At 73.2% G+C, this 13,201-nt stretch carries 7 protein-coding genes; 4 read left to right on the plus strand and 3 right to left on the minus strand.

Annotation, left to right across the window (positions count from 1 at the left end; genetic code table 11):
• The first annotated feature begins 176 nt into the window (after positions 1 to 176).
• The 3 genes from KM842_RS15235 (at position 177) to KM842_RS15245 (ending at position 8,745) form a co-directional block, all read left to right on the plus strand.
• Positions 177 to 2,948, plus strand: a complete 2,772-nt coding sequence (locus tag KM842_RS15235) for a hypothetical protein (RefSeq protein WP_216259666.1) — start codon at positions 177 to 179, stop codon at positions 2,946 to 2,948.
• Positions 2,945 to 4,303, plus strand: coding sequence for a type 1 periplasmic-binding domain-containing protein (locus KM842_RS15240; protein ID WP_216259668.1), 1,359 nt, complete (start codon positions 2,945 to 2,947; stop codon positions 4,301 to 4,303). Before KM842_RS15235 ends, KM842_RS15240 begins: the two co-directional genes overlap by 4 nt.
• A 155-nt stretch (positions 4,304 to 4,458) precedes the next feature.
• Positions 4,459 to 8,745: a type VII secretion EssC family protein gene (locus KM842_RS15245; RefSeq protein ID WP_216259669.1), complete on the plus strand. Its 4,287-nt coding sequence runs from the start codon at positions 4,459 to 4,461 to the stop codon at positions 8,743 to 8,745.
• A 243-nt stretch (positions 8,746 to 8,988) separates the two neighbouring features.
• Here KM842_RS15245 and KM842_RS15250 read toward each other — a convergent pair whose 3' ends face one another.
• The 3 genes from KM842_RS15250 to KM842_RS15915 are packed head-to-tail and all read right to left on the minus strand — an operon-like array spanning position 8,989 to position 12,660.
• Positions 8,989 to 11,106 carry a serine/threonine-protein kinase gene (locus KM842_RS15250; protein ID WP_216259670.1) on the minus strand — a complete coding sequence of 706 codons (2,118 nt, stop codon included), beginning with the start codon at positions 11,104 to 11,106 and terminating at the stop codon, positions 8,989 to 8,991.
• Between the two features lie 49 nt (positions 11,107 to 11,155).
• Entirely contained in the window at positions 11,156 to 11,980 is an 825-nt protein-coding gene (gene mshD, locus KM842_RS15255) for a mycothiol synthase (protein ID WP_253206159.1), read from the minus strand.
• Positions 11,980 to 12,660, minus strand: coding sequence for a response regulator transcription factor (locus tag KM842_RS15915; protein WP_253206160.1), 681 nt, complete (start codon positions 12,658 to 12,660; stop codon positions 11,980 to 11,982). The genes mshD and KM842_RS15915 overlap by 1 nt, the downstream gene beginning before the upstream one ends.
• Before the next feature lie 99 nt (positions 12,661 to 12,759).
• Here KM842_RS15915 and KM842_RS15260 point away from each other — a divergent pair, with 99 nt between their 5' ends.
• Complete coding sequence (locus KM842_RS15260; RefSeq protein WP_216259671.1) at positions 12,760 to 13,065, plus strand: hypothetical protein; 306 nt, start codon at positions 12,760 to 12,762, stop codon at positions 13,063 to 13,065.
• The last annotated feature ends 136 nt before the right edge of the window (positions 13,066 to 13,201 follow it).

The following is a 13,201-nucleotide window of genomic DNA, read 5'->3' on the forward strand; positions in this document are numbered from 1 at the left end:
ACGCCGAACGGCCCGCGGGTCGTCGCCGTTGGTCGTGTCGCCCGAACGGGGGACTCGGGTGCCTGTGGACAGTCGTCCCTCCGCCGTGCAGCCCCGTTAGGATCAAGGCGCTTGTCGGTTCTTGAGGGGGACGGTCGTCAATGTCATTGCGCACGCAGCATCCAGGGGTTCGAACGATGAACGGTCGCGCGCTCGCCGCGGTCGCGATGGCGGGTGCTGCTGCGATGGTCCTGGCGGGGTGCACCTCATCCGACCGGGCGGTGGAGAACCCGTCCCGCGTTCTGCAGACCGTCGACACGCGTCTCGCCGCGGACGGATCGATCACCACGATCTCCGACACCGCGATCTCCGTGGGCAAGGACGACTCATCGTCCTCCGTCACGCAGCACGAGGCAGCGAAGGCAGCGCGGGACCTCCCGTTGCGCGTCACGACGCAGTACACGACGTCGAAGAAGAGCGGCACCGACCTCGCCGACCTGGCGGGCTACTCGGGCCGGGTCGAGATCGACCTGACCGTCGAGAACCTGACCGTCCGGTCACGGAACCTGACCTACGACGTGGCGGGCGCCTCCAGGACGACCCCGGCGCTCGTCGGCGCACCCTTCAGCATCGCCGCCTCGACCGTGCTGACGGGGACGGCGCCGAACCGGGTCGTCACCGACAGCGCCGACGCGGGCACGGCGACCGACGGCGTCGTCAGCGCGAACGGCGACGGGGACGCCGTCGTGCAGTGGGGTCGGCTGCTGGCGCCGCCGACGTCCGGTGCGAGCAGCACGCTGCACCTCGTCGCGAACGTCGAGGACTTCGCCGCGCCGTCGTTCGACCTCGCGGCACAGCCGGGCGTCTCCACCGACCTGTCCTCCACCGGCGTGATGGACGCGGCGTTCGGGTCCGACACCGACTCGGAGCTCGCCCTGCAGCGCCGGACGATCGACCTCATCTCGCAGGTGAACGAGGTCCTGGCGCGCGCGGGCAGCACGATCACCGAGGTCCGCTCCAACCTCGAGACCACCTCGGCGACGCTCGGCGTCCGCACGGCCGAGCGGCTGAAGGAGAGCAGCACCTCCCTGGCGAGCACGATGAAGTCGCTGTCCGGGCAGCTCGGGTCGTTGAACTCCGACCTCGGGGCGACGGTCGGTGCGACCCAGTCGACGGTCCTGCAGCAGCTGCAGGAGACCACCACCAGCCTCGACTCGCTGCTCGGCGACACCTCGGCCACCGTGCCGACGCCGGCGATCGACGGCAACGGCTGCGCCGCGGAGCCGCAGCCGGCCACGGGCGGCGCCAGCGTCTACGGCAACCTCCTCCGTGTCTCGGCGCAGCTCGCCGGGTACGCCGAGGCGAGCGAGGCCTGCAAGCAGCAGGTCAGCACACAGCTCGCGGCGTCCGTCGGGCCGAGCGACCCGACGGCGGAGAAGTGCGCCGTCGAGACGGCGCGCAACTCCCTGACCTGCGCGCTCTTCGCTTCCTCGACGACGATCACACAGGCGCTGACCGGCCTCGTCGACACCGGCGACAAGCTCGCCGACTCGTTGAAGCCGCAGCTCGCGCAGGACGCCATCGACAGCTACGGCAGGCTCGACCAACAGCTCGCGGGCATCGACACGATCCTCGCCGACCTGGAGCAGAACTCCGGTTCGGGCAACGGTGACACGCTCCTGGCACTGCAGCGGCTCGAAGAGCTGGTCCGCGACGGACGCCAGAGCGTCAACCCGGTCACCGAGCAGATCCGAGCGGTGCACAGCCAGGCAGAGGGCGCCCGGGACGTCATCGGCAACGTCGGAGACTCCCGGCTCTCAGGGTCGATGCAGGCGCAGAACGCCGCGCTCGCGAAGCGCATCTGCGAACTGGTCAGTCCGACGTCCAACCCGGACGGGCCGGACGTCCTGCCGACACTCCCCGGGCTGTCCGAACGGCAGGCGGACGAACTCCGCTCGTACCTGACCACCACCCCGTGCGTCGATGACGGCGACGGCCGGGAGCTCTCCGCCCCGTTCCCGTTCCAGCAGCCGATGGACGCCCGCTTGGCTGACCAGTCGGTGCGATGGGACGACGTCATCGTGCAGACCGACCTCGACGACACCTCGAAGGGCCTCGGCGCGGCCATCGACACGTTGCGCCGGACGCTGCGGGACGTCGACGACGCCCGCGCAGCACTCCAGGATCGTGTGACCACCGGTCAGGGCACGGTGTCGGGCGCCCTGCAGCAGCTCAAGGACGCTGCTGCCGGTGCGAACGCAGCAGGTGACGAACTCAAGGGCAAGCTCGACACCGTCAAGACCGACCAGGAAGCCCTGGCGCAGAAGGTCAAGGACGCCTTCGCCGACGCGAACGAAGCAACTGCGAAGAAGATCGACGCCCTCATCGACCAGCAGGTCCGCGACGTCTCGAAGCAGGCGAACACGAGCAACGCCTCCGTCATCAAAGCGTTCGACCAGTCCATCGCCGGTCTCCGCACCACCTCGAAGGACGTGACAGCCGGAGCCAAGGGGACGATCGACGAGCAGAAGGGCAAGCTCGAACGGGAGAACGCCGCCCTCGCGAGCGCGGTCGACACCCAGACGAAGCAGAGCCTCGAGCGGATCAACGCCAGCACCACGGCGTCCACCCGCGACGTCGAGGGTGCGAGCACGCTCCTGACCGGCGACCTCAACCGCGTGATGCTCGACCTCGGCGACCGCAAGGTCAACGGCTCCGGCATCCTCGGCGCGATGGCGACGAGCGCGGCGAAGTCCGACTCCGCCGACTACCAGCTCGCCCTCGCCTCGCAGAACGCCGCCGGCTATGCCAACGTCCGGGCGGAGGACGTCGCCGGCATCCTCCTGCAGCAGGAGCAGTTCCGCGCCTCCCTCGACGCAGCGACGGCCCTGCCGGCCTTCCGGATGGACGTGCCGAAGGGCGCGACCGCGACCACGCTGTACACCTTCACCATCGGGGACGCACGATGACGCACGCCGTCGACGACACGCAGGACGCCCGTCGTCCTCGCCAACCGCTCGTCATCGTCGCGATCGCGGTGCTCGTCATCGCGGCCGTCCTGGCCGTCGTGGTGTTCGTCATCGACCGGAACACCCCCGCGGCCGAAGCCGTGCCGGCCACGGTGCCGGTCCCGATCCGCGTCGCGCACGTCCCCGACGGCACGAAGATCGGCGTCGTGGTGACGCTCGGCGACGGCGAGGGCTCCGAGTGGGACGAGGCCGCGCAGGGAGCCCTCGTCGCGGAACGTCGTCTCACACTGGGCGGCACGGACGTCGAGATCGTGACGCGCAACGACGGCGGCAGCGCCGGTGGTGGGGAGCGTGCCGTCCAGGCACTCGTCGACAGCGGCGTCTCCGGCATCGTCGTCGCCTCGTCCGGTGCTCACGTCTCCGGCGCACTCGAGGCCGCCGCGGACGCCGGCGTGCCGGTCGTCCTGCCGTACGCACCGAGCGGGAGCGACTCCTGGTCGACCGCACCGTCCTCGGCCTCGATGACCGCGGCGATGGAGCAGGCCCTCCGAGGTGCGACGTCCCCGCTGCTGGTCGACCTGGGCGGCGGAGCACCCTCCGGTCTCGAGGTCGCGCACGTCATCACCGCGGACGACGCCGCCGACGACATCGCCCTGGCGACCACCGTCGCCGAGCGGACCGGCGCCGCCACCGCTGCAGCCTCCGCCACCCCGGCCGCCGGTGCGGAGCCGGAGGAAGCCCCCGCTCCGGTCGACTCGGACGCCGTCGTCGTCAGCGGCCCCGCTGCACGCCAGGGCGCCTTCGTCGCGGCCCTGCAGTCCGCGGACGTCACCGTGCCGGTGGTCCTCACCCCACAGGCGACGAGCCCGGCCTTCGGTACCGCCCTCGCCGACGCGAACGGCAGCCTCTCCGGCACGTTCGTGTCCGCGGGCGTGGCGACGGACGACGCCCGCGCGCTGACCTCGGACGAGCAGGGGCGCGCGATGTCGGCGTTCCTCGGCGGCGTCCGGGTCCTCGCCGACGACGCGGACGCACAGAACCTGACCGACGACCAGCCGTTCTCGGCGGTCGCCTGGGCGGCTGACTCCCGCAGCCACGACGCGGTCGTGGCCCTCGTGCGGGCCGTCGGCGCAGCGCGGAGCGACGCCCCGGCCGAGGTGTCCGACGCCCTGTCGGCGCTGCGCCTCGACGCCGGCGACGGGATCGCCGGACCGGCACTCGACTTCCGCCAGCAACAGGCCCTGCGGGCGGACGCGACGGTCCTCGCAGCCTCGGCGCAACGGCTCGGGCTCCGGCCGGCGTCCGCGGAACCGACCGCGTCACTCGTCTGGTTCCAGGACTCCACCGCACGCTGACCGACGGGGTCGGCGCACACGCCGGCCCCGGAGCTGCCGCGTCACGGGCTCGGCGAGCCCGAACCACCCGCCGCACGGCGCCGTGGCAGCGCCGCACCACCACCGCCCGCAGACGGCGGCACCCACCCACCGCACGGACCAGGAGGAGCGCGAGCATGCGACTGTTGATCGAGCTCGACGACCGACGTGAAGCGGTCGAGGTCGACGGCTGGGCCGCCTCCTCGTGCCTGGGCGAACTCGTGCAGTCCGCGACCGGCATCCCGCTCGAGGCCGGCACGACCCTGGCGGTCGACGGCCACCGGACGAGCGTCGACACCCCCCTGCGCGACCTCGTGCTGCTCGAGGGGTCCCGCATCGCGCGCACCCCCGAGGAACGCCCGCAGCTGGTGGACGGGTGGACGGTCACCCTGGCGGGCGGGCTCGACACCGGAACGGTCGTGCCGATCCCACGGTCCAGGAGGCTCGTGGTCGGCCGCGCCCCGCAGGCCGACCTGGTCCTGCCCACCGAGAGCGCCTCGTGGGAGCACTGCACGCTGGAGCGGGAGGACGACGGCGTCCGGATCCGCGACGCCGGATCGACGAACGGCACCGTGGTGGCGGGGGAGCGGATCGACGAGGACGGCGTCCTGGTCGAGGTCGGCACGAGCATCATCGTCGGTGGCGCGGTCCTGCTCGTCCGACCCGATCTCCGAGAGACCCCGGTGCCGGCACCCGGGTCCCTGCCGAACCTGACCCCCGCCGCGACGGCCCCGTTCAACCGTCCGCCGCGGCCCGGTCGCGACCTGGCCGTCGAGCCGGTGTCGCCGCCGGCGAAGCGGGACGTACCGCCCGCGTCGAAGTTCAGCTGGATCACCGTGGCCGCCCCGCTGGTCCTCGCGGGCGCGATGGTCGCCCTGCTCGGGGACGCCCGGTTCGCGCTCTTCGCGCTGCTCAGCCCGGTGACGGCGATCGGTATGTGGTTCGAGCAGAAGCACCGTCGGTCCAAGAACCTCAAGGAGGAGGACGAGCGCTTCGCCGAGGCGGTCCGCGACTTCAGCGGCGAGATCGCCGCCGCCGCCGCGATCGAGGCAGCTCGCAGGCAGGAACTCGTCCCCGACCCGGCGACCGTGGTGCGCCGCGCACTGCTGCCCGCGACGACGCTCTGGCAGCGTCGGGCCGACGACGTCGACTTCCTCAGCCTGCACGCCGGGACGGGCGATGCGCCCTGGCGCCCGCAGCTCGACTCCCGGGCGACGCAGTCGAAGCTCGAGGACGCGGCGAAGGCCGCGATCGAGGAGAGCAAGCTGACCGCTGCACCGGTCGTCGCCGACCTCAGCGATGCCGGTGTCGTCGGCATCGTCGGCGACCGTGAGGGTGCCCTCGCACTTGCCCGGAGCCTCCTCGTCCAGGCGACCGTGCACTGCGGGCCTGCCGACCTGACCGTCGGCGTGTTCTGTGACCGGGGCCGCGAGGACGACTGGTCCTGGGCCTCCTGGCTGCCGCACACCCGCGTGGCGGGGAGCAGCACCGGACAGCGGTGGATGTCGGCGCAGCGCGACCAGGGCGCCGCGGTCCTCCGCGGCCTGCGCGAGTCCATCGACGAGCTGCCCACGCCGGAGCTGCTGGTGCTCATCGACTCCGAGGTCCTCACCGAGGGCCGCGACGCCCCCGCGCGGAGCCTGCTCGGCCACGGTCGAGCGGCACTCGGGCAGGTCCGCCGCCCGGGGGAGCGTCCGCGGCGCGTGAGCGGCATCGTCATCGCCACGAACGAGCAGCAGCTCCCCGCAGCCTGCACGACGATCGTCACCGTCGGCGCCGACGCGGCGGCGACCGTCTACCGACCCGAGGACCGGACACGCGTCGAGGACGTCGTGCTCGCGGGCCTGAGCCCCCGGGACGCCGAGCTCTGCGCCCGCCACGTCTCGCACTTCGACGACCCGGAGCTCCTGGTGCCGGGAGCCTCACTGCCGTCGCTGGTGCGCCTCCCGGACCTGCTCGCGAACGCCGCGTCCGCCTCCGGCGACGCGAGCGGCTCCGCCGCGATCCGAGCCGCCTGGGAGGCCCCCACCGGCTTCTCGACGCCGATCGGCTCGTCGGAGAGCGGCGTCCTCGAGATCGACCTGGTGCGCGACGGGCCGCACGGCCTGGTCGGTGGGACGACCGGTTCCGGCAAGAGCGAGTTCCTGCGGTCGTTCGTCGCGGGCCTCGCCGCCCGGAACGACCCGACGCGCCTGAACTTCCTGCTCGTGGACTTCAAGGGCGGCGCCGCGTTCGCCGCGTGCGAGCGTCTGCCGCACACGATCGGCACGATCTCGAACCTCGACGAGCAACTGGCCGACCGCGCCATCCGCGCCCTCGAGGCCGAGCTCGGGCGACGCCAGCGCGTGTTCGCCGCGGCGGGCGCCGACATCGACAACCTCGACGCCTACCTGGCGACGAAGCCGTCCGAGCCGATGCCCCGTCTGCTCTTCGTGGTCGACGAGTTCGCGATGCTGGCGAAGGACTTCCCGGACGTCCTGACGTCCCTCGTCGCGATCGCCGCGGTCGGTCGTACCCTCGGCGTGCACATGGTCCTCGCGACCCAGCGCCCGGCCGGTGTCGTCAGCGAGGACATCCTCGCGAACACGAACATGCGCGTGGCGCTCCGTGTGCAGAGCCGTGAGGACTCGACGAACGTCATCGGTGTGCCGTCTGCCGCCGGCATCGGGCGTCAGCAGACCGGCCGCGCCTACGTGAAGCTCGGCCAGGACGACATCACGCCCGTGCAGACCGCCCTCGTCACCGGTCGCGCCCGCGACCTCCGCGCCGAGCAGCCGGTGACCGTGCGCCCGACGGACGTCTTCGGCGTCCCCGCGCCCGTGGCGTTCTCCGCACCCGCGTCGAACGACCTCACCGACCTCGACGTCCTCATCGACGCGATCCGCACGGCCAACGACGAGGCCGGGTACGCCCCGCCGCGACCGATCTGGCCCGAGGCCCTCGGAGCCTCGGTCCCGCTCGACACGCTCCTGCCCGCGGGTGCAGCTGCGCCGGCCGGTGCACCGACGACGCTCGTGCCGGTCGCCCTCGCCGACGACCCGGACAACCAGCGTCAGGTCCGCGCCGGTTGGGACCTCGCCGAGGGCAACCTCATGCTCATGGGCATCCCCGGCAGCGGGACGAGCACGGGCCTCGCCTCGATCGCCCTGCAGCTCGCCCGGACCACCGACCCGGACGACCTCGACCTCCTCGTCCTCGACATGGGGGCCGGCGACCTCGCGCCGCTGGCCGATCTCCCGCACACGAGTGCCTACGTCGGGTCGGGTGCCGGCGCTGCCGAGCTGCAGACCCGCATGCTCCGACACCTCCGCACCGAGCTCGACCGCCGTCGTGCTGCGCCGGGTGGTCGTCGTGCCGTCGTGCTCCTCGACGGTCTCGCCGCGCTCCGTGACGAGTACCAGGACTTCGAGGGGCAGCAGCTCCTCGACGCCCTCTACCGCGTGTACGCCGAGGGGCCCGCGCTCGGCATCTCGTTCGCCGTCTCGACGACCCGCGCCAAGGCGGTCCCGTCCGCGATGGACGAGGTCACGACCCAGAAGTGGCTCTTCCGCCTCGCCGACCCGTACGACTACGCGACCATCGGCGTCCGCCCGAAGGACGTCCCGCCGCCCGTGCCCGGACGGTTCATCGACTCGACGGCCAAGCTCCAGTCGCACGTGGGCACCCCGACCGGCACCCTGACCGAGGCCGTCGCAGCCGTGCGTGAGCAGTGGGGTGCCGTGGCGCCGAAGGCCAGCGCCGTCGGTCGCCTCCCGGGCTCGGTCGCGGTCACCGACCTGGGCCTGCCTGCCCGGTTCGACACCGACCCCTGGCAGCTGCCGGTCGGCATCGCCGAGGACGACCTTGGGACGGCACTGCTCGAGGTGTACGACGGCGAGCACGTCCTCGTCGCCGGACCCGCCCGTTCCGGCAAGTCGTCGGTGCTCCTCGCGCTCGCCGAGGCCGCACGGGCTGTCGACGGTGTCCGGCCCGCCGTGTGGGGCATCTGCGATCGGCGTTCCCCGCTCGCCACGGCACTCGACAGCGGCACGGTCGACCGTCTCGCCGTCGGTGCGGACGAGGTCCCGGCGCTCCTGGCGGGCATCCGGCTCGAGCGTGGTCCGGTGCTCCTGCTGATCGACGACGCCGAACGGTTCGAGGACGGCGACCAGAGCATCGCCTCGCTCCTCGCGACCGAGCGCCCCGGACTGTGCGTGGTCGCTGCCGGACGCTCGGCCGACCTCCGATCGATGTACAGCCACTGGACCCGTGCGGTACGGAAGTCTCGCTGCGGCGTCCTCCTGCAGCCCGACGTGGACTACGACGGCGAGCTCCTCGGCGTCACCCTGCCCCGACGCTCGCCGGTCGCGCTGACGGTGGGCCGTGGCTACGCCGCCTCGGGAGGCGCGGTGCGGCTCGTGCAGACGGCTTCCGCCGACAGCTGACCGGCTCCCGCACCCGCCGACAGCCCTCCGTCGGTCCTCCGGTCCTCTGACCTGCCGTCGGATCCAGCCGCCGAAGCGACAGAGCGCTGCTGAACAGCCGTGGCGATCTGTCGCTCCGGCGCTCCCCTCGCCCGCCCGGACGGCTCCAGTCGCCCACCCGGACGGCTCCCGACGCCCGTCCCGACAGCTCCGTCGCCCGACCGGACGGCTGCCGCCGCCGCGGCCCGGCGGCCCGCCGACCGGTCAGTCGCGCGTGGTGACCCCGAACGGCTCGCTCTCGAGGTTCGTGAAGTTCCCGACCGTCGCCCGCACCGTGCACGACGGCGCCACGGACAACGCGGTGACGACGAGCCCGTCCGACGACACCGCGAGCGCCCCGGAGCACCCGTCGGCGAACCGCACCCCGGACTCCCCGCCGGCGACGTCGACGAGCATCTCGGACGGCTTCCCGGTGCTGGGGCTGCGGTAGAGCGGGTTGAGCTCGTCGGTGCCGCTCGGCCAGACGGGCACGAGGGTGACGGGCAGCGTGGTCTGGCTGACCGTGCGGTCCGGCGTGCGGACGTCGATGCCCTGCAGCCGCTGCACGGGGTAGGCGGTGCCGGTCACGGACTGGTCGGTGACCGCCGCGGTCGTCGCCGCACCGACCCCGTCGAGCCACTCCTGCAGTCCCTGCCCGGAGGCCGCGCCGCCCGACCCGGAACCGCCCGAGCCGGAACCGCCCGACCCGGAATCGCCCGACCCGGACCCCGCAGCGCCCGACCCGATCGCGTCGATCGGCACCGAGGCCTGCACGGTCACCGACTCGCCCGCACCGATCTCGACGCCCGACAGGCTCCACGCGCACGCCGTGTCGACACCGGTCAGCGACGGCTGGTTCCGCTTCCCGGTGACCCCGTCGCCGGTCCACGTGACGACGGGGCACTCGGCGTCCTCGTCCGCACCGGGCACGACCTCGAGCAGGGCACCGCTGAGCGGGGCGGTCTGTGCGGAGTAGGTCACCGAGACCTCGACGGTGCCGGCCTCGGGGTCGACGACGGCCTTGCGGGTGGTCGTCAGGCCGGTCGGCAGCGGCCGGTCCTGCTCGTAGGCGCTGGCGGCCTGCGCTCCCGTCGGTCCGGAGCCGGGCTTCTTCCGACCGGCACCGGGCAGCCACACGACCGCCGCCACGACGAGCACCGCGACGAGGACGACGGCGACGGCACCGAGCGCGAGCATCTTGTTCGTCAGCCAGTCCGGGCGCCGGAACCGTCGACGGGGTGCCTCGACCTCGGCCGGAGCGACCGCGACGGGTGGCCGGGCGAGGGGGCGGATGACGGTCTGGGAGCCGGCCGGGCCGAGTTCGGGCGCGGGACCGGCGGCCTCGTCGGCGGCGACGAGGTCCGTGCCGGAGCCGGCTCCGCCGGCCGTGCCGGGACCGCCGGCAGCACCAGCCCCGCGGACGACGGTCGCCGGCCGCTCGACCTCGTCGAACGCGTCCGGGTCCTCCACCCGGGCGAGCGCCGGGGCGTCGCGCACCGACCGCACGAGTCGCCGCAGCGTGGCGGCGGCGTCGACCGCGGACGGTCGGGCGGCGGGGTCCTTCGCCAGGAGCGACGACAGCGCGGCCCACAACGCGTCGGGGACGTCGAGTCGCGGGGGCGTCGAGGTGACGTGCCGGTAGGCCACGGCGAAGTCGGTCCCCGGGCCGGCGAAGGGCGTCCGTCCGGCGAGGAGCTCGTAGAGCATCACGCCGGCGCCGTACACGTCCGAGGCCGGACCGGAGCGCCCCTGGCTGATCGACTCCGGCGCCATGTACTGCGGCGTGCCGAGGAGCCCGGTCGTCGTGCGCTCGCGCTCGGCCACGACCGACGCGATGCCGAAGTCGGACACCCGGACGTCGCCCGTGCTGCCGGCGGTCCACGCGTGGTCGAGGAGCACGTTGTCCGGCTTCACGTCGCGGTGGCTGACGTCCCGCTCGTGCGCGGCGGCGAGGGCGTCGAGCGTCTCCGCGGTGATCGTCAGCGCGTCGGCCGGGGGGAGCGTGCCGACGGCGAGCAGCAGGTCCCGCGCCGAACCGCCCCCGACCAGGTCCATGACGATCGCGAGCCGGTCACCCTCGACGACGAGGTCGCGCACGCGCACGATCGACGGGTGGTCGAGGGCGAGGAGCACCGAGCGTTCCCGGACGAAGCGTTCGACGACGTCGGGTTCCGCGGCGAGTTCGGCCCGCAGGAGCTTGGCGGCGAACTGCTCACCGGTCGCGGTGTGCTCGGCCCGCCACACCTCGCCGGACGCACCCGTCCCGAGGAGCTCGACCAGGCGGTAGGACGCACCGAGCGGCTCCCCACGGCCGTACTGCGCGTGCTGTCCGTCCTGCGCCACTGAACTCCCCCGAACCCCCGGTCACCGGCGCGACGCCGACCGCCCCATGTTACCGGCCGGACACCGGGGCCGCGTACTGGACGTCGATGGTGTGGTCGACGAAGCCCTGCCGCCGGTAGAGCGCGAGTGCGGGGGCGTTGTCGCCCTCGACGTAGAGCGCGACGGCGTCGAGTCCACGGTCCACGAGACGGGCCGCCCCGGCGCGCATGAGCACACCGCCCAGGCCGTGTCCCTGCAGGTCGGGCCGCACGGCGACGGCGTAGTACTCGCCGACACCGTCCTCGACCTTGAGCCAGCACGACCCCGCCAGGCGTCCGTCCGCGTCCCGCAGCAGGACGAGGTCGTCCCCGGAGAACCAGGCGTCGGACTCCCGCGCACGCAGGTCGTCGAGCGTCATCCGTCCCTGCTCGGGGTGCGACGCGAAGGCGGAGGCGTTGAGCGCGAGCCAGTCGGTCTCGTCCTCGGCCGACCCGGCACGGAACGCGTCGAGTCGGTAGCCGTCCGGGAGGCCCGGGTCGGCCGCCGTCGTCGGCACCGGGGCGCGCAGCTGCAGCAGCGTCCGCTCCGCGGACCAGCCCTGCCGGGCCGCGAGGGCGCGTGCGGCCGGGTGGTCACCGTGCGCCCACGCGCGGACGGGGGCGTCGTCGCCGAGCGCGAGCACCTGCTCGACGAGACGGGACCCGATGCCGCGACCACGGGCCTCCCGGCCGACCACGATCTCGACCTCGCCGTCGCGGACGACCGCGACCCCGGAGTCGTCGCCGAGCACGCGGGCCCGACCCGCGCGGAGGTCGACGAGCGTCTGGTCGGAGAACGGGGGAGCCTCGCCCGCCGCGACCGCGGCGTGGGCGAGCTGTTCGACGACGGCGAGCACTACTGGCCCTGCAGACGGTCGTCGTCGTCGTGGACGTTGAAGCGGTACCCGACGTTGCGGACGGTACCGATGAGGGACTCGAGGTCGCCGAGCTTGGCGCGGAGGCGGCGGACGTGCACGTCGACCGTGCGGGTGCCGCCGAAGTAGTCGTAGCCCCAGACCTCGCTGAGGAGCTGCTCGCGGGTGAACACGCGGGCGGGGTGGGACGCGAAGAAGCGGAGCAGCTCGAACTCCTTGAACGTCAGGTCGAGCGGCCGACCGCGGACCTTGGCGGAGTAGCTGGCCTCGTCGATGACGACGCCGGAGGCCTGGATCTTCGATCCGGTCGGGTTCTTCGCGGCCCGGCCGGCGTTCAGGCGGATGCGCGCGTCGACCTCGGCGGGACCGGCGGACTCGAGCACGACGTCGTCGATGTTCCACTCGGTCGTGACCGCCGTGAGCCCGCCCTCGGTGACGACCAGCACGACGGGTGTCGTCGAGCCGCTCGTGGCGAGGATCTTGCAGAGGGCCTTCGCGCTCACCAGGTCGGTGCGGGCGTCCACGAACATGAGGTCGCTCTGCGGCGCGTTGACCAGCTGCGCGGCCTCGGCGGGCACGTGGCGGATCCGGTGGCTCAGCAGGCCGAGGCTCGGGAGGACGTCGCCGGGCGCGGCCGAGGTGAGTACCAGGAGCTGTGCCACAGGACCTCCAGAGGGAGAAGACGTCGTTGCGCCATCCTAGTGAGCCCCGCGCGGCCCACCCGGACGGACGGTGCAGCGCGCGACTGTCATGATGGGGGCGTGAGCGAGACGACGGACCCCGTGGGGTCGGAGCCGGCGGTCGGGCCGAGCCAGCGCCGACTGCGCCTGGCGTCGGTCGTGCCGGTGTGGGCGCTCGCGGTCGTCGGGGCGGTCCTCGTGCTGACCCTGACCGAGAAGGACTCCTTCGCCTGGCTGCTCCTCGTGTTCGTCGCCGCGGTGTTCGTCAGCTTCGTGCTGCAGCTCGCGACGCAGACGAAGGACGGCTTGGTGGAGCGGATCAGCATCGCCTCGTCGGGGTCCTTCGTCGTGGTCCTCGTGACGGCGCTGATCCTGCTGGCTCGCTGAGCCGTCCCGTCCTGTCGGTCCCGGCCGCGTAGAGTTGCGGCATGGATTCGCTGCTTGCGCTCGAGCTCTTCTACGTCGGTCTGCTCGGCCTGGCGTCGCTCGCCATCGCGTTCATCTCGGTGACGGTCGTCGTCAA

The organism is Curtobacterium sp. L6-1, from assembly GCF_018885305.1.
Taxonomy (GTDB): Bacteria; Actinomycetota; Actinomycetes; order Actinomycetales; family Microbacteriaceae; genus Curtobacterium; species Curtobacterium aetherium.